This window comes from Listeria weihenstephanensis (assembly GCF_003534205.1).
Lineage (GTDB): Bacteria > Bacillota > Bacilli > Lactobacillales > Listeriaceae > Listeria_A > Listeria_A weihenstephanensis.
The window spans coordinates 2280418-2297107 of the sequence record NZ_CP011102.1 but is presented as its reverse complement, the minus strand read 5'-3'; the positions used below and the strand labels follow the sequence as shown (position 1 = coordinate 2297107).

21 protein-coding genes are annotated in these 16690 nt (G+C 33.2%); 19 read left to right on the top strand and 2 right to left on the bottom strand.

Annotation, left to right across the window (positions count from 1 at the left end):
• Nucleotides 1–59 precede the first annotated feature (59 nt).
• The 9 genes from UE46_RS11235 (at nt 60) to UE46_RS11195 (ending at nt 9233) form a co-directional block, all read left to right on the top strand.
• On the top strand, nt 60–335 hold the full coding sequence (locus UE46_RS11235) for a hypothetical protein (RefSeq protein ID WP_118907624.1): 276 nt from the start codon (nt 60–62) through the stop codon (nt 333–335).
• Between the two features lie 291 nt (nt 336–626).
• Nucleotides 627–2648, top strand: a complete 2022-nt coding sequence (locus tag UE46_RS11230) for a hypothetical protein (protein WP_118907623.1) — start codon at nt 627–629, stop codon at nt 2646–2648.
• Nucleotides 2649–2965: 317 nt separating this feature from the next.
• The gene (locus UE46_RS11225; protein ID WP_118907622.1) at nt 2966–4441 is read left to right on the top strand and encodes an AAA family ATPase; all 1476 of its coding nucleotides are present in this window, start codon (nt 2966–2968) and stop codon (nt 4439–4441) included.
• A gap of 3 nt (nt 4442–4444) precedes the next feature.
• Nucleotides 4445–5389 carry an HNH endonuclease gene (locus UE46_RS11220; protein ID WP_051492820.1) on the top strand — a complete coding sequence of 315 codons (945 nt, stop codon included), beginning with the start codon at nt 4445–4447 and terminating at the stop codon, nt 5387–5389.
• Nucleotides 5390–5514: 125 nt separating this feature from the next.
• A complete protein-coding gene (locus tag UE46_RS11215; RefSeq protein WP_118907621.1) occupies nt 5515–6558 on the top strand; it encodes a hypothetical protein in 1044 nt (347 codons plus the stop codon).
• 167 nt (nt 6559–6725) lie between these two features.
• On the top strand, nt 6726–7013 hold the full coding sequence (locus UE46_RS11210; protein ID WP_036059485.1) for a TIGR04197 family type VII secretion effector: 288 nt from the start codon (nt 6726–6728) through the stop codon (nt 7011–7013).
• A gap of 26 nt (nt 7014–7039) precedes the next feature.
• Nucleotides 7040–7342: a hypothetical protein gene (locus UE46_RS11205; RefSeq protein WP_143812884.1), complete on the top strand. Its 303-nt coding sequence runs from the start codon at nt 7040–7042 to the stop codon at nt 7340–7342.
• A complete protein-coding gene (locus tag UE46_RS11200; RefSeq protein ID WP_233230924.1) occupies nt 7329–8789 on the top strand; it encodes a T7SS effector LXG polymorphic toxin in 1461 nt (486 codons plus the stop codon). Before UE46_RS11205 ends, UE46_RS11200 begins: the two co-directional genes overlap by 14 nt.
• 12 nt (nt 8790–8801) lie before the next feature.
• The gene (locus UE46_RS11195; RefSeq protein ID WP_118907619.1) at nt 8802–9233 is read left to right on the top strand and encodes a YrhA family protein; all 432 of its coding nucleotides are present in this window, start codon (nt 8802–8804) and stop codon (nt 9231–9233) included.
• Between the two features lie 254 nt (nt 9234–9487).
• Here the strand turns inward: UE46_RS11195 and UE46_RS11190 are convergent, their stop codons facing one another.
• Both UE46_RS11190 and UE46_RS11185 read right to left on the bottom strand, forming a co-directional pair.
• Nucleotides 9488–9679 (bottom strand): ribbon-helix-helix domain-containing protein, encoded by a 192-nt coding sequence (locus UE46_RS11190; protein WP_036060802.1) that lies wholly within the window; start codon nt 9677–9679, stop codon nt 9488–9490.
• 23 nt (nt 9680–9702) lie between these two features.
• A complete protein-coding gene (locus UE46_RS11185) occupies nt 9703–9885 on the bottom strand; it encodes a ribbon-helix-helix protein, CopG family (RefSeq protein ID WP_036060803.1) in 183 nt (60 codons plus the stop codon).
• A 140-nt stretch (nt 9886–10025) separates the two neighbouring features.
• Between UE46_RS11185 and UE46_RS11180 the strand changes: the two genes are divergently transcribed.
• The 10 genes from UE46_RS11180 (at nt 10026) to UE46_RS11140 (ending at nt 16662) form a co-directional block, all read left to right on the top strand.
• Nucleotides 10026–10295, top strand: coding sequence for a hypothetical protein (locus UE46_RS11180; RefSeq protein WP_036060804.1), 270 nt, complete (start codon nt 10026–10028; stop codon nt 10293–10295).
• 291 nt (nt 10296–10586) lie between these two features.
• Nucleotides 10587–11474, top strand: coding sequence for a helix-turn-helix domain-containing protein (locus tag UE46_RS11175; RefSeq protein WP_036060805.1), 888 nt, complete (start codon nt 10587–10589; stop codon nt 11472–11474).
• 556 nt (nt 11475–12030) lie between these two features.
• Nucleotides 12031–12165 (top strand): hypothetical protein, encoded by a 135-nt coding sequence (locus UE46_RS16415; protein ID WP_257791166.1) that lies wholly within the window; start codon nt 12031–12033, stop codon nt 12163–12165.
• A gap of 272 nt (nt 12166–12437) precedes the next feature.
• Nucleotides 12438–13322 (top strand): hypothetical protein, encoded by an 885-nt coding sequence (locus tag UE46_RS11170; RefSeq protein WP_036060806.1) that lies wholly within the window; start codon nt 12438–12440, stop codon nt 13320–13322.
• 14 nt (nt 13323–13336) lie between these two features.
• Nucleotides 13337–13654: a DUF4176 domain-containing protein gene (locus tag UE46_RS11165; protein WP_233230923.1), complete on the top strand. Its 318-nt coding sequence runs from the start codon at nt 13337–13339 to the stop codon at nt 13652–13654.
• Between the two features lie 15 nt (nt 13655–13669).
• Nucleotides 13670–14095: a hypothetical protein gene (locus tag UE46_RS11160; RefSeq protein WP_036060807.1), complete on the top strand. Its 426-nt coding sequence runs from the start codon at nt 13670–13672 to the stop codon at nt 14093–14095.
• Between the two features lie 2 nt (nt 14096–14097).
• Nucleotides 14098–14394 (top strand): hypothetical protein, encoded by a 297-nt coding sequence (locus UE46_RS11155; protein WP_036060808.1) that lies wholly within the window; start codon nt 14098–14100, stop codon nt 14392–14394.
• Nucleotides 14395–14396: 2 nt separating this feature from the next.
• Nucleotides 14397–14807: a hypothetical protein gene (locus tag UE46_RS11150; protein WP_036060809.1), complete on the top strand. Its 411-nt coding sequence runs from the start codon at nt 14397–14399 to the stop codon at nt 14805–14807.
• 9 nt (nt 14808–14816) lie between these two features.
• Nucleotides 14817–15863, top strand: a complete 1047-nt coding sequence (locus UE46_RS11145; protein ID WP_036060810.1) for a hypothetical protein — start codon at nt 14817–14819, stop codon at nt 15861–15863.
• Nucleotides 15864–15879: 16 nt separating this feature from the next.
• Entirely contained in the window at nt 15880–16662 is a 783-nt protein-coding gene (locus tag UE46_RS11140) for a hypothetical protein (RefSeq protein ID WP_036060811.1), read from the top strand.
• Nucleotides 16663–16690 lie beyond the last annotated feature (28 nt).

Genomic DNA, 16690 nt, shown 5'->3' with positions numbered 1-16690 from the left:
ACATTTAATATAAGATATATTGTTGGGAAGAAACAAGAGCGATTGTTTTAACGAAAGATGTGGAAAATGCTATCGATAACTCAAAAAATCTATACTTAGAATCGAACTATATCGTCGCAGGAATATTTTTAGATGATTATTGGGTAGTTTTAGATTTGGATAAGAATTGTATCTGTATCTGTGAGTACGGTGAAAAGAAAGAGCTGAATATCAGATTCGAGCAGTTTGCAGATAGTTTTTTTGTTGAGGGGATATCTAATTTATTGATTTCATTCTTGATTGTGTTGATATTTCTTGCAAGCTTACTATTGCTGGTATCCATTAAAGTAAGATAATGGATTTGATAGATGAACCAATTTCATAATTCAAAAGCGTTGCAGCCCAATGATTTTCAATGTCCAAAAATGGACTACCTCCCCATAATTCAGATGACATTGCTGCAATATCAATAAGGGATTAGATAAAATGACTAAAATTGGCCAATTACCCCCCATTGATATGATGCGGTTTCCACTCGTTTTCAAGAGAAATAAGATAAAAATCAGGCTATTTAAGCTATTTTTCGACTTATGAAATTGATTCAGATATATACTTAATTTATTTATAATAGGGATGAGGGATTAAATGTGAAAGATAGAGTGAAATTTTATTCAGCAGGCGACCTAGGAGTTGGTTATTACTTACCTAGAGTAAAAGAAATTCTTGATGATTTTATTGAAGACTCTAATATTACACCTTCTTGTGTAGAAGATGCTATTGAGTTTCAGAATGTAGTAAAGTTTATCAATGCTAATATATTCTCCATCAAGTGGGAAAGTGAATATATAGAAAAAGCAAAAAAAACAAGAGATACAATACAAAAAGCGACGGCGAAATACCTAGGTATGCTGTCTGGCGAAGAAATACTGACTTCTATGGACATGTTAGAGCATACATATTATGATGATTTTTTTGAAAATTTCAAGCAGTTTAAGTATGGAGATAAAATTTCTGAAATTGATTTCAAGCAAACTTTCCTTTCTACTAATGTTCCTGTCAGGTATCTATTAAAAACATCCTATCTTGGTAATGCATACTCCATTTTTTTGAGGGACTATCTTTTAAGTGACTCCTTGCATATTGAACTGTTGCTTTGGAATTACACTGAAGGTAACAGTGACAAACTGATTTTTCCTGAAAATATTACAAAAGAAGATTGGAGTAAATTAGTTGATTCTTATATTGAAAACACCGATAGCAATATAAACTATCTGGGAATGCTTGAAAACCCTATTAAGAATCTAGATGCAACAAGGTACTTCAATATTTCACCAAGACAAAAGCTACGCATAAAAGAGAGGCTGAAGAAGTTTAGCAAAAGTATAGCCACTGAAAACTCTGGTGTGGTTGGAAACATGATTGTATACACTATCCGTAAACAATATGAAGACGAACTGTTGGAGGCAAAATTAAACAATGAAATGAGCCCTAAGGAAGCCATAGAGCGTAGCATTTTGAATAACATGATAGCTTCAACAGGCGCCTCACCATCTGAGCGGTTTAGCTATACTTTGAGAGGTCTCATTGATAGTGAGCAAATTGCAGAAGCGCATACCTTCTTAGATATATTTAAATATATTCGTGATGAGTATGATTTTTTTTCATCTAAAGTAATTTCCAAGTTACCAAGTTACCCAAATGACGAAATGGGAGTCGTGTTAAAGTCTTTAGGAATTAAAACTAATAACTCTTATCTCTATGACATGCACTTTGAGACGAAGCGGCATATGGCTTTGCAAAAAATGAAAGTTATATCCAATTTTATAGGCGAATGGCATATAAGAATTGAAGATATTATTGAATGGTACTTTGTGGATTATTGTAAAGAAAAATATGATATTTCATGGATACCTTTCGATCTTCCGCACAGTGACGAGACTGTCGGTAATAAAACCTCTACGTTATTCAGGATTGAGGAAAATATTCGTACACAATACGTTATTTTTTCTGAAGAGCGAATAATTGATAGAAATTTAGTGAATGAGACTCCAACACCGTCGATTGAACAACTTTCAAGTTTACTCGAAAAAAAGTATGCATATCTTTCCAAAAAGGAAACGGCAAAAAATATTTTGTATTTACTTTTTTCAGATCAGTCAAGCATGTGCTATATAGATAAAAGTTTAAAGGGAGAAGATTTCACCGTACTAATCAATAGTTATGACATTCGCATTTGTGATTTTAATGAGTATCAAAAAGGGACATTACAGTATCTCATTGACAATAGTATTATTGAGGAAAATAATGAGTTTTTAAGATTTACTGATATAACAAAAATTGAATTACTTCGTGATATATATTTATTTGGTGTAACGAGTTTTATCCATGCATCAAGTAAAGAGAAAACTGCTTTAGATGAATTAGAGAGAGATAATATTATTATTTTTGATAAGTCGTTATTTACAAAACAAGAATCAGACTACTTAAATTTCATACTGAACAATAAAGTTTTTGATAATAGTTTGGCAATTCGGAATAAGTATCAGCATGGGGAGCCCAATTACGAAAATATTGAGCAGTACGAAATAGATAACGTGACTGCATTACTTGTTTTGGTTCATTATATGATTAAGATTGATGATGAACTTGATATATTCTATAGAGAATAGAGGTTCTTCTGTAGCAAAAAGTAAGTTTGTCACCGCACAGTTATAAGCTTATTTTTTTCTCTTCATTTCAACACTAAATCACTCCTTTGCATCTTATCATAAATCAAATTATCATAATCAGATTAAACAAAAATTGGCTGGTATGAGTCCAGCACAATACCGACTTCATACCAGCCAATTGATGGTTTAATAATACAGGGGTTCACATCAGTATCTATTTAGGATAATAGTTAACTTTAGATATAATATTTGCGCTTTTTATGATTTAATAGAGTTAGTAGACTATAAAAGGTAGAATATAAAAAGGAGAGAGTGGAATGGAATACTTTGTGCGATCTTTTACAACTCAAAGAATGTTTAAACCAGAGGTTAATAACACTTCAGATAACTTTATTGTATTGACTAGTGATAATTGGAATGATTTCGGCTATGAAACTTGTTTTTCAATAGATTTATTTCAGCAGAATGAATTTAAAGAGATTGGTAATATAAGAATCCTACATGTAGACAAAGAAAAAACACGTTATGTAATTCCAAAAGAATTTTCGTCATTAAGCAAAGAGTATGTATCTTTGGGTATGGACCAAGAATTTTATATCTCATTAATTGATGTTTTAGGTAAGGAGGAAGCTCTATCGGTATTAAACGATTTAAATGACATTGCTATTAGTGGCTTGGAAAACAACCCTAACTTTGATATTGATAGCGAAGGAATTCAGCAGTCGTTTTTCAGGAGTTCAGATGGCAGGTATTTGTATAGGGAGGTATCCAATACGTACTTTGAAAACCAACAATCCTCTGATTGGGATTACAAATTCACTTTTGAATTTGAAGTAGATGAAGATGAATATACTCCAATTGACATAGATTTTTTAAAGTATGATAAATTGCCAAATAGATTATTTGCGTTAATTGGAAAGAATGGTGTAGGAAAAACAAGATTCTTGAATGAATTATCAAAAGCTCTTTACGATAGTTCAAATCCAGATAATAAAAGTCGTTTTTATTCGAATGAAATACCAGCATATCATAAAATTATTGCAATATCATTTAGTGTATTTGACCACTTTTTTAAAGGTGAATATGAAGAAAGAAATAGAAATGTAGAAACAAAACAAGCTAACTATACATATATAGGACTACATAAAATTGATAATACCGTGTATACGTCTGAGGAACTTGTTGATATAAATATTAGTACATTTAAGCAATTAATAAGTAAAAATAGAAATGAAAGATTTGTTGAGTTACTGAATATGTCTAATATATTATCAAAAGAATTTAAAAATAAGGATATAGATGATGCTTTTTTCAAAGAAAACTATAGTTCTGGACAAAAAATTTTTATTTCAATGCTATGTAGATTATTATTGGAAATTGAGGATGGTTCATTAATATTTTTAGATGAACCAGAATTATTTTTACATCCTAATGCTATTGCAAGTCTTATGAATATCTTCTCTGATATTCTAACAGAATATCAGTCATACGCGATTTTATGCACCCATTCTCCAATTCTAGTTCAAGAAATTCCTTCTAGATATGTTAGAAATTTATCACTTGTTGGGGGCGATCTAATTCAAACTGAAATAGCTATAGAGACCTTTGGAGCCAATGTCTCTGATATTATTAAGGATGTTTATAATGTAAAGGAACATGAGAGTCTATATAAAACAACATTAATAAAATTAGCTAAAGAAATGAGTGAGAAAGAAATTGAAGCACTTTTTAATGATGAATTAAGCCTGAAGGCAAGAATGTTTTTATCTAGTCTATTTGTTGGAGGTGAGTAGACCATGGCACTATTTTCTTTAAGACCAATTAACCTTGAAACTACTACTTCCTTTTCTTACTATGAAGAAATTGCAAAAGTGAAGAAAAATAAACGAGGTGAAATTTTATATGGAGAAGTACATGGAGGGAGTGTATTGTATAGCGAACTATACAATCATATAAAAGAGAAATATAACTTTTATGATAAAAATAATACATCGCTTGAATTGATAGGGGTACCGACCATTTTCATGGATGATGAAAAAGAGGCTTTGCAACACTGCTATGACAAAGGGACCACTGCACTTACAACGTTAAAAAGGGAAATTATACAGAATCAGGTGAAATATTACCAGAGTAAGTGTGCTTATTGTGGTACTGGTAGTATTGATGGTATGGATCACTATGTTCCCAAAGGAGGATATCCTGATTACTCGGTGCATCCACATAACTTGATTCCGTGTTGCAGTCATTGTAATGGAAAAAAATTAGAGGCTTTTTTAAATGAAAATGGAAGCCGAATAATTTTTAACCCATATTTTGATACCGTGGATAATAAAGTGCTAAATTTAAACATAGAGTATTTACCCTCGAATAATAGTTTTATGTTTAGTTTAGATATTACAGATGACAGATATTCTCCTCACATTGAAAGGCTTAAAATCAAATCAAAATACGAATCAGAGGCAGTGAATATCTTTGATAGTATGATTAATGATATATTGGGTACGTTTGGTGGTCACAGTGGAGTTTACAATAGTCTAAGTGAGTATACAGTGGGGCATAAAAAAAATATGGAAAAGAATAGGGCTCAAATACTTAAAAATCAAGGAATTAATTCTCTAGAGTATTTGCTTTATGATGCGTTTATTGATACCTCTTACAATAATATTGTTTTTTTAGTTGGAAATTTTGGGGATATAGAATGTAAAATGCAATTAAAAACTCTCATTGAGCAGAATAATTAAGTATTCTTTTCAAGATCGTGCGTAAGTATGTACTTTACTTTTAAATTATTAGACTTTTTATAAAAAGTCTAATAATTATGCACTTCTGCAATTTGGATAAGTTATAAGACTGGAGGAGGTATAAGATGATAACTGAAAATATGTGCATATACACGAAAAAATGTGAGGGTGAAACATTTAAATCACAGGAGCATATTGTTCCTGCATCGATTGGTGGTAAAAAAAAATTGCCTAATGGTTATGTATCAGACAGAGTAAATAATGAATTTTCAAAACTAGAATTAAATTTTGCTAGAGATTCAGTGGTTGGCATAGTTAGAGAATTTGATGGACCGGGTAAACGTGGGAGCTTAAAACAGGCATCCAAAGGTAAAGTAAGAGAGATTAGTATAGACGAGGAATTTTTGCTGGGATATATGCAAAATATGGAACCCGTCGTAATTCCGCAAATTATTTTTGCTGGAATGGTTGCTACATTTACAAGTACTACAGCTGATATACAAACTGATATTAATGATATAGATAAGATACTTAAGGAAAAAGAATTGAAAAAATATAATTTCATCGAAGGCAAAATTGACACGGAAAAATATATTGTGGGATTGTTTAAGGGGAAAGTATACGTCTTAGTAGGTCAAGGATCTAAAAATAAAGTAAAACAAGAACTTCAAAGCTATGGATCTGTGAAGGAAAATAAAAATGTTCAAGTGCATAGTGTAAAGAATAAAGGTACTGAAATCCATATGGAGTTCCAGATGGATTTACCATATTTTTATACTGTTTGTTGTAAAATAATTTTTAACTTTTTTGCATATAGTTTTGGACAAAGGCTAGCTTGCATGGGGGAATTTGATTTATTGAGGAAGCATATAAAAAATAGATCTTGCGAAGAAATTTCCAAAATGGAACAGGTACCTGAAGTTTTCTGGAAATGTGGAGATGTAGCGAGACGTATTGGACATGAATACGATAAGAGCGCACATGAAATTTTTGTATTTAAAACAAAAAATGAGCTCTTGGGAAGTATTAGATTTTATGGATTAGATTTTGTAGTTACAGTAAGACTTAGTGATAACATAGAGGAAATTAAGGATGAATTGAGCAATTGTTTTTTTGTGTGCGATTGGAAGAAGCAGAATGAGTTTGTTGTAGGAATGGGTGTAGAATAAAAGTGGATCATAGACCCAGAGTATATCATTCTTAAGTTGGGATTAAAGAAAAAAACTTGTGGTATTTGCTTTTTTCATTTCGATAAATCTAATGGTATAATTAAGGCGATGTATGAGAAGATTCTCCAAAAATTGCATGAAAAAACTAACTAGAAAGGGTGCAGGTAATGTCAAAGAAAATCCAATTACCAAGCGGGCGTTTATCTGAACACGCCAAAGAAATAGGCAGCAGTGCAAATGATATTTCATTTAACCTACAACCAACGATGTCTTATTCCACGAGTTCCGCGCGCCAACTCGTACAAAGCAGTATGGATGTCGAACACATGCTAAAAACGATGCCAGAAGCCTTTAATAAAGATGTACAGAACTTGAAAAATGTAGAACAAGCATTTGTTGCCTCAGAAAAAGCCGTGGCGGATATGTGGAGTAAAGCGCTCCATTTAGACAAATAACAGGACATGAGGAGTGAATGGAAGGGATGAATCAGCAGGAGGAAGCAGTTAGAAAGAGTATGGAGAAACAACGGGAATTAGAAGAAGTAGAGCGCGAGTTTCGGCAATTAAAACGCCAACAAGAGGATTTGCTCGCACAGGTTGGGAATGCATGGCGAGGAAATCACTCTGAGAACAAATTAGGTGCGATAGCGTTAGATTTGACGCAGGAGCAACGAATGACGCAAAAACGCCTCTACAACTTAGATGACCAAATACAAGCAGAGCATAAACAAGCAAAAGCCGACGTCGAACGAGCGGAAGAGGCGAAAGCAGATGCCACGCATTGATATTGGCGAAGTACGTTATTTTGTGGAGCAGTTTTTACGAGAGTCGCAAAAATTGAAGGAAGCGCTGACGAATTATCGAAAAGCAGTCGCGAAGATTATAGCGGATGATGAAATAAAAGGTGAAATCGCAGACAGCGCGAAGAAGTACTATCAAACGGTGCATTATCCGATTGTGGACACCACCAAGGCATGTATGACGGATGCCGAAGAGATCCTTAAAAAATACACGACGGATTTTCACGATCAAGTTGACCCATCTATGAATGCACGAATTGATTCCGATGAATTACAGGCGCTCCAAGGAGATATAAGGAAGTGTCAAAATCGATATGAAGACTTGCTAGTCAAAATGAAATCGATGGCAGGCGGTTCCTCGCTAGGGCAACAAATCGGGATGCAGTTAGGGATGCAAACAGCAATGGGGCAATTACAGCAGGAAATGCAAATTATTGAACGTTATTTAGAATTTGATTCAAGCCATCAAAATGTGATGTATGATGTTGCGGCAAAGCTACACCAAGTGAAACAAGGACTAACGGAAATTCAGAGTAGTAAAGCATTCAACACAGTGAGTCACACCTTTAATACTAAAAATATGAGCATGGGTTGGCTAGAAGGTTTAACACCAGCAAAAGAAAAAGACCCCTACGCAAAGTATGAAAAAACATTACAAGGTAGCTATTGGGTACTTACGAAAAACGGGAAGACAGATGCCGAGGCAGCAGAAGCAACAATTGCCTATAATAAAGGAATTAATGATGGTACAATTAAAGTTCCGCGCGATGAGAATTCCGATTTTGATGCAGAGCGAATTAAAGGTGCACTAGAGGGATACGATCCGATTTCTGGAAATAATTTAACGAGTATGCAGAGTTTCTCGGTACTTGCGGGGATTGCATCGGGAATGGTCGCGATTAGAGGTCGTGGGAGAGTCTATAAAAAATCTAATTTAGAAAATATTGAAGCTAATTTAAAGAATAATGATGTTTATAAAGTGAACAAAGGTAAAGAACACATTGGAACATTAAAAAAACAAGAAGTGAGATTACCAGATGTGTATGAGCAACCAGTCAATTACACTAAGCGAGATAGAGTTGAATTTAACAATCTGCGAAAAGATTTTGATAATGGGATTAGAAAAAAATTCTTAAAATCTTTGGCTGCTGATAACGGATTGGTTGCAACTTTTGAAAAAGTTGGACTATCAGCTCAAGATATTAAGAAGATGGAAGCTGGTAAGGTTCCAACAGGATATCAAGTGCATCATAAACTACCGTTAGACGATGGAGGAACAAATGATTTTAAAAACCTGGTATTAATTAAAAATGATCCGTTTCATAAAGTGCTTACTAATACCCAAAAGACGTTAACGAAAGATTTAAACGTAGGAGAGACCGTGAAACTAGAATGGCCAATACCAGATGGCTCAATTTATCCTAAAAAATAAGGAGGACTAGACATGCTTGTAGATTTATTAAGACAGCTTGCTGAGGAACAAAAATCTTTTGATGAAGAGCCTGATGCGCCTGCAACAGAAACTGAAATTTTGGAGTTAAAAAGACGAACTAACGATGATAAAATTAGTGATGTTTGGTTTCCTGATTATGCGGATTTCCTTAAAATAAGAAACGGTCTGGATTATGATGGACTTGTTATCTATAATGCCAATATGACTGATACTAATAATGGATTCATTGCTGCAAACGAGATATGGAATGAGAACGTCTGGGAAGATAATTACGTATTTTTTGGGGATTCCAATATTTCTTGGTATTGTTATAGTATTACGAAAAACATTTTCTTAGAACTTGATAAACCAAGTGGAGATATCATTAATCAATTTAGTTCATTGAATGAATTATTAGAATCAGCTATTAGAAATATTTTATGAGAAACAGGTTGAACTAATAATTTAGGTCTAATCTTGAACTTGTTAAAAGTTTGCCTCTAGAGCTGTATGACATATATAATAAGATTAGGTGCAGAAATGCACTCCTTTTGAGAACTCTATCAAGCGATGCTAGCTAGCTTGATAGAGTTTTTTTGAACAGCATAATATAACAAAAGCCGTATCGGGTGCGATTTATTAATCAGCACCCGATACGGCTTTTTCTGTATTCATTTTTAGATCTGAGAGCTTACTAGTTATTTCTTCTCTACAATCTCAACATGTGAAACATAATATTCCAATGCTTTGACAATTAGGTTGTTTCTGGAATAGCCAGTCTCATTACTTAGTTTGTCGATCTGCTCAATCAGTTGTTTCTCAGCACGGACGCTGAATGTATAAATTGTATCGTCTTTTTTCTCGAGCGGGATTTTATCATTTTTAGCCATACTCATCACCTAACTACATAGTTCTATTTTTTAACGATTTCAACGTGTTCTACAAAGTGAGTTAAAGCTTGGATGATTAACTTATTGCGCGAATGCCCAGTCTCAGAGCTTAGTTTATCTAACTGTTCAATGAGTTTTTTCTCAGCTCTTACACTAAATGTTTGAATGTCGTCCTGCTTTGGTTTCAATGGTATTTTATCCGTCATATTAATCACCTACCATAATTATAACTAATATTTGATATTTAAAATATGATTGAAAAATGGTATCAAAAATGATATCATAATAGGTGCGGATAATTAAACTTTAAGATGGTGAGGATAGACAATGACAGGAGGAAGAGGATATGGAAACGACATTTCAACTTGATTTCACAAATTTTTGTTGTTCACGTGTTGAACAAATATTAAATGAAACGGATGTAACGCTAGATTTCAGTCGGTTGAGTAAAGAGCAGTTTGATGTACGTGATAGGTTAGATGGCATGTTGGAAAGTACAGAAGCTAAGGAATGTCTGGATGAAATTTTTAAGTATGAAGCAAAAGCATTTGCAGTTATTTATGAAAGGGCATTTAAAGATGCGATGCTTTTTCTACAAAACGATCAGCAACTATAATAAATAATTTTAATCCTGTCTTGGAATGTACTCAATAGACAGGATTTCTATTTATTATACTCAAATATAGTAGTGTTAAGGTGTGACTATATTCACCTTTTGTGAAAAAAGATGATACATATGATAAAATTTTACAATATATCTAGTACAGCACATATTGTGTAATGGTGAAAAAAACATTAGAGTAATAATAATATCGTCGTGTAGACTATTTTTTTGATATTCTATAGTAGAGAATTTATTGAGTGTTTTATATAGGGGAATAATTTATTTCAGTTGGGAGGTAAGAACATGGACATAGACTTTAAATTAGGCTCAGTGATTAAGGAAATACGCGAAGATAAGGGGTATTCGCAAACAGAATTATGTAAAGACATATGCCATATTAATACGATTAGGAATATTGAAAAAAACACAACATCACCGTCATTTGAACTTTTAAGAGCTCTTGCTGGTCGACTAGGTGAAAGTATTGATGTTATGATTCGCAATGCTGAATTAAAGAGAAATGCATTTTATGTACAGCAGAAAACACAATTAGAAAAATATGCCGAAGCCTATGATTTAGATGCTTGTGAATCCGTTCTGTCTTTAATTGATTCTGCGGAACTTTATCCGCAGTTATTAGCTTCGGAGCAACAATTTATTGATCGAATAAGAGTAGTTATTCTCTTGTATACCTACAAGGATGTCGATAGAGCTTATAGTTTGGCAGAGAAGTCGCTCCTTAAAACGTTTAAAAAGGATGCGTATTTTACAAGAGAAGAATGCTTACTTATAAATTTACTTTTAAGCATGAAGCAAACAACAAAAAATATAGAATTAGCCAAAAAGGCACTTAAATGGATCAAGAAAAGAGATAGCTATTTGCAAGATACATATGCTTTTGTACTACTGGTCAATGGCTTGGTTATGTTGTCCTACATACAAGAGGACTGGTTCGAGTTACTAGATTATGCAACTATTGGCGAAAAGGCAGCGCTTAAGCTTGATAAATCTAGATTTATACCGAATTTTATTTTTATGCAAGGGTTAGCAACGCATAAACTTATGATTGATCCGAATTTTGGATTAAGTGAAATGAAACGTGCTATGGAGTATGCATTATTAATTCGACAGTTAGACAACTATCAGGATTTATATGCATATGCAAGAAAGCATAATATTGATTTATCTTAAAAAATCTCGTAATAGTTATAAAACTATACGAGATTTTGTATTACATTCCCCACCAAGTAAAGATATTAAAAAACATGACTCTCACCTCCTACTTGTTCATTCTAAATATATTATAGCTAATTAGATGTATATTATATACAATATTTTGTTCATCGTGCTATTTATTGATTTAGTTTAGCCGTTTTTATATACAATATTATAGTGTTTTCATACATGAAAAAATGCGTATACTAAATAGTAGGAGTTCAAAAAAGAGGCTTTTTGATTATATTATAGATACAAATTATATACGCGAACTCTAGTAATGGCTGAATCACTAGGAAACTCAATATTCATCCTAATTGAAAAGGAACTTTCAATTTCATTAGTGATTCACCATTATGACTAATATTAGAATGCATGGCGGGGTACATTCTAAAGCAGATGGAACCACAAATGTTTTGTGGTTTTTTTATACTCTATTCAGCATTTTTGTGTTCATTATGGGAATAATGTGACTTAATTGTGAATTACATTGAAAATGAGTGTAAAGCATCATATAATTAAATTACAATATATGGAAGAGTGGAGTGATATGGCAAGAGTCGTTCGGTTATCACCAGATGAACTAATCGGCGGACAATTACGCGATGTCGCGCAAATTGTTGAAGAAACAGATCAACAAATCGCAGGGAAAATGGGATTCCAATAAAACATTCCATGTCATGCTTGGCATATCCGTCAGGCGTGACCCTTTTAATTATTGATTTTTGCATGGTAGGGGATTCAAAAATGAGTGATTAAAATATGGAGGAATATGATGAGGAAGACAGTTCAACTTATAGCAATTAGTATATTGATTATCGCGGTTCCGATGTTTAGCGCGTTTTTTGCGTTTTCTAGAACAAATGAAATATCGGGATATAGCTAAAAAATTAAGTGAATGTTGTTCAAAATCTAGTTATTATACGAGGAGGAAAACATATGAAAATAGAAAACCCAACTATGTTTCAAGTAGCGCTGCCCGCAAAAGGTGAAAATGAAATCGAGGTTATGAAGAATCTTTTAGAAGAGATTGAAAGAATGAATGCTGATTGGAAGGGGAATCGACCATTGCCAATTCCGATGGTACCAGAAATCTTAACATATCAAGAATTTATTGAAAAAGAATCTGTCCAAAATGATCTTCAATCATTAAACTTAATACCCATTGGCGTGGATTATGAAGATGTTGAAAGTGTTGCTTGGGATAACAATTTAGGAAATCTTTTATTGGTGACAGGAAAGCAGGAAGAGGCACAGGAAATAATCAATAATATTATCAAAATAAAGCACGACGTAGAGATTATTTTGTTCGATGAAATGCCATCTCTAATGGATGTTCGTGCTGGAGTAACAATTCTAAGTGAGAAAGAAGAATATGAAAGTATGATTGAAAAACTACATCAATCTATGACAAAAAGAAAAGAGCTGTTTATTAATGATAAAAAGAAATATGGAGCTCAGTTCAATATGACTGACTTTAATAACCAATTCACTAAGAAGATACTGATTATCAATGGATGTGTGAACTTAGTTGCTCAACTCAGTAGCTCATCGCTAGCAAAATTAGCAGAAATAATTCAAGCAAACGGAAAGCATGCCATCTCTGTTGTTATTGGAAATGAGCTTTTTTCATTACAAAGTGCATTTGATGATGTTTCGAAAATTATAAAACGCATGCCAATAGCGGTGGTAACGGTAAGATTAACAGATCAGAACATCTTTAATGTATCTAACAAAAACTTTAAAGAAGTAGTATTAACAAATGGCGAAGCATACATGATTAAAGATAACAATGCAAATAAAATAAAATTAATACAATATTAAGGGAGAGAATGCACATGGAACGACCAGAAATTTTACCAATAGGAAGTGTACTATACTTAAAAGAAGGAATCAAAAAAGTAATGATTATTGGAAAGAGAATGATGAAAGAAAAGAATGGGATACAATATTACTTTGACTATACAGCCTGTTTATTTCCAGAAGGATTAATGAGCGATGAAGTCATATTTGTTAATGAAGAAGATATAGCAGATATCATTTTTCTTGGATACGACGACACAGATAGTGAACAAATAAATAAACGCATCATAGAGTGGCAAAATGAAAGTAACGTAAAAAAAGGGTCAATGGCTATTTTTGTGGATGAGGAATAAAAGGAGTAATGAACTATGAATTTTGATCAGCGTATTCAATCATTAAAAGAGCTTTTAGTGGAATTGCGAAACTTAGAAAATAATATCTATAATACGAACCAACAAGTTTTTATTATGGAAAATGCAGAACACTGGAGGAATACATTAGCACATGGGTCAGCAGATGGCATGTTTTATAGAATTAGAGTTGAGACATCTAATATGAAAGACGCATTTTCTAACTTTATTGAAAGTGTAAGGAATCAAATTGAAAAGATAGTTTCAGAAAAAGAAGAGCAATTAGCGCAGTTTAGATACCTCACTTATGTGGATGCAATAAATGATTTGCAAACAAGGCAGCGAGAATTAAATAATGCAGATATTGATGAATGTGTGCGTGAACAATTATCAAAAGAACTGGAATATAGCGATGTGATGTTTGGTAGTGGAGGAGGATATTAAATATGAAGATAAAAATCAATAAAGACGCTTTAGAAAATGAAATCAAAATAATTGTTGAGAAAATAAACGCTGTACAAGAGAAAAATAGTAATCTAAAAAATGCAATAGGTAATGCTAGCGATAGTTTTGAAGGTGCGAGTGCAGATGTATTTGTTGGAAATATTGCCAATATGATTATTCGAACACAAGTTGATATTGAAACAGTGAAATTAATGTGTGATTTACTTTTAGGTTATTGCGACAGTATGATAGAAGCAGATAATCAATTGAAACAACATTTTGAAATGATGGTGAATTAGAGATGGGACAAATTCAAATAGGCGAGGCTACTTTAGAGCCAATCGGACAAGCACTTTTAGAAGTTATTGACGCAGAAGATGCCTTAGCACAAGCATTAATCGCTTTAAATCGGCAAATTTCAGAACAATTTGAAGGTGGTGCAGTTGCAGGAATGCACACATATATTGGAGAAATTATTAAATTAATAAATAGCACGATTGGTGATGCTGTTCAAAAAAATTATAATGACTTATCAGTACTGCAAAATACATTTAAGGAAGTAGATGTGACTCTCGGAAATTATATAAATAATTCTAACTATAGAACATCAGATTTTGACGTAAGTATATCTGAAACACCAGTTGGTGATGCAAGCGGACATACAAATCAAACGTTAGAACATAATGCTGGAACGCAATATGCAAGAAAGTAGGTGAAGAATATGGGACAAGGAATTTTAGACATTGATATGGAAGCAATCGTTGGGAAATTTAATGATATGAAGGCTCGTGTGGATAATTTTACAAATGAAGAAAAAATATTAAATAGGCATTTAGCTAACTATTATGATAAAATTGATGAGAAAGATAAATCAGCAATTGGATACAATGATTTTAAGAATTTAGTATACAGAAGCAGTTATAAGTGTGAGTATGATGTGGCGTATGAGTTAAATAAATTAGTTGCAACTGATGAGAGTAATAAGGTTTTAGCAACCTACTATGCTACGGGTGAAACATTTAATCAATTATTTGCAAACTACTTTGATGGAGCAAACCCGACATCGAAGGAGTACCAAGAGAACGTTCAATTTGCGGCAATGGCTAGTCTAGGAATAGGTGTAGACCTTGCAACTGGAACCTTCAAAGTACTTAAAGAGGGAAATAGTTGGTTAGGGAGAGGAAATAAACTATGGACTGCTCTAACGGATCAATTAGACAAGGGTGTTAAGTTTGGTTCTTCACAAGGAAAGATCACTTTGTTTGGGACAAATGATTTTATCAAAGCGAACTATGGAGGTAATGTAAGATGGATGAACAAATCCACTTTTCTAAATTACAATTTAACAAAGGGACTTACGAATGCAAATGAAAAGATAACTTTTAAAAGTGGCGGAGTGTTAAGCAAAGCTGTATTAATTGGCTCAGTCGCGATGGTAGGATGGAACAATTATCAAACCTATGCGTCAACTGGTGATAGAGATCGGGCTTTTACTGATACGGTAGTTGATTTGACAAGTATTGGTGCGGGGATTTATGCAGGTGAAGTTGCAGGAGCAGGGGCAACGGGCTTAACTGTATTTATTGCAACTAGTGCAGGAGTTACATGCCCACCCCTATTAGTAGCAGGAGTTGTAGTTCTAGTTGGGATAGGAGTAGGTTTCGCGGTTTCATGGACATTTAATCAGATAAAAGGTCCAGTTCATGATGGTTTTGAATCTATTGGAGATAAAATTAATAGTTTAAAAGATTGGAATGTTGGATACTAAGGAGATGTTAAGTACTATGAACAAAAACGAAATCCAAGAATCAGAATATATAAAGGATGGCTATGAAATATTATATGGGAAATTAGCGTTGATTCCAATGCGTGGAACGAATAAATTATATTACGGATTGTCTGTAATGGCGGTTCTCTTCACTTTAATTCCATTTGTTGTTCCCAACCCGAATCATAAATTATTACCTGAGATACTTATGATTTTGATATATGGCTATGCTATTATGACAGGGCTCTTTGCTTTGTATAGTTGCATACGAGTAAGAATGATTTATAGAACACCTCGACCATGGAACTATGGATTAGAATTCAGTACCTATTTTTATTGTATTGGTTTTTTATTTTCGTTTAGTGGCATGTTTATTGCATTAACGATGTCTGTATATTTGTATAATAGCTCATTTATTGCCCCTATTCTATGTTTTGTATTTTGGCTAATATCCGTTCTTGCATATTCCATATTCTTTATTTATCGTGGACGAAAAAAAAGAAGCGGCGTGAGGAAGCAACCGAAGATGGGGAATATAGGGAAACTTCAAGCGTTAGGTGGTATTGTAGGAGGATTAGTTGTTTTTCTATATAGTCCACAAGTAGAAACACTCGGATATATTGCATTCCTTGGGATTCCGCTATTACTTTCATTGACTTTTGTAGGATTTATCTTTAATCTTTTTTGCTTACACTATATAAAAGGAATAGATTTTGGTGCATACTATGCAGTAATAGATGGGATCAACCCTGACAAAAACTATCCACCAAACTATGGTGAGAAGAAGAAAGTAAAATAATAACGCTTCTAACATTGACTCAGATGGT

Excerpts from the sequence above, each read along its gene's own strand:
- UE46_RS11225 (WP_118907622.1), top strand. The coding sequence starts at position 2,966 with ATGGAATACTTTGTGCGATCTTTTACAACTCAAAGAATGTTTAAACCA.
- UE46_RS11220 (WP_051492820.1), top strand. The coding sequence starts at position 4,445 with ATGGCACTATTTTCTTTAAGACCAATTAACCTTGAAACTACTACTTCC.
- UE46_RS11215 (WP_118907621.1), top strand. The coding sequence starts at position 5,515 with ATGATAACTGAAAATATGTGCATATACACGAAAAAATGTGAGGGTGAA.
- UE46_RS11210 (WP_036059485.1), top strand. The coding sequence starts at position 6,726 with ATGTCAAAGAAAATCCAATTACCAAGCGGGCGTTTATCTGAACACGCC.
- UE46_RS11205 (WP_143812884.1), top strand. The coding sequence starts at position 7,040 with ATGAATCAGCAGGAGGAAGCAGTTAGAAAGAGTATGGAGAAACAACGG.
- UE46_RS11200 (WP_233230924.1), top strand. The coding sequence starts at position 7,329 with ATGCCACGCATTGATATTGGCGAAGTACGTTATTTTGTGGAGCAGTTT.
- UE46_RS11195 (WP_118907619.1), top strand. The coding sequence starts at position 8,802 with ATGCTTGTAGATTTATTAAGACAGCTTGCTGAGGAACAAAAATCTTTT.
- UE46_RS11190 (WP_036060802.1), bottom strand. The coding sequence starts at position 9,679 with ATGGCTAAAAATGATAAAATCCCGCTCGAGAAAAAAGACGATACAATT.
- UE46_RS11185 (WP_036060803.1), bottom strand. The coding sequence starts at position 9,885 with ATGACGGATAAAATACCATTGAAACCAAAGCAGGACGACATTCAAACA.
- UE46_RS11180 (WP_036060804.1), top strand. The coding sequence starts at position 10,026 with ATGGAAACGACATTTCAACTTGATTTCACAAATTTTTGTTGTTCACGT.
- UE46_RS11175 (WP_036060805.1), top strand. The coding sequence starts at position 10,587 with ATGGACATAGACTTTAAATTAGGCTCAGTGATTAAGGAAATACGCGAA.
- UE46_RS16415 (WP_257791166.1), top strand. The coding sequence starts at position 12,031 with ATGGAAGAGTGGAGTGATATGGCAAGAGTCGTTCGGTTATCACCAGAT.
- UE46_RS11170 (WP_036060806.1), top strand. The coding sequence starts at position 12,438 with ATGAAAATAGAAAACCCAACTATGTTTCAAGTAGCGCTGCCCGCAAAA.
- UE46_RS11165 (WP_233230923.1), top strand. The coding sequence starts at position 13,337 with ATGGAACGACCAGAAATTTTACCAATAGGAAGTGTACTATACTTAAAA.
- UE46_RS11160 (WP_036060807.1), top strand. The coding sequence starts at position 13,670 with ATGAATTTTGATCAGCGTATTCAATCATTAAAAGAGCTTTTAGTGGAA.
- UE46_RS11155 (WP_036060808.1), top strand. The coding sequence starts at position 14,098 with ATGAAGATAAAAATCAATAAAGACGCTTTAGAAAATGAAATCAAAATA.
- UE46_RS11150 (WP_036060809.1), top strand. The coding sequence starts at position 14,397 with ATGGGACAAATTCAAATAGGCGAGGCTACTTTAGAGCCAATCGGACAA.
- UE46_RS11145 (WP_036060810.1), top strand. The coding sequence starts at position 14,817 with ATGGGACAAGGAATTTTAGACATTGATATGGAAGCAATCGTTGGGAAA.
- UE46_RS11140 (WP_036060811.1), top strand. The coding sequence starts at position 15,880 with ATGAACAAAAACGAAATCCAAGAATCAGAATATATAAAGGATGGCTAT.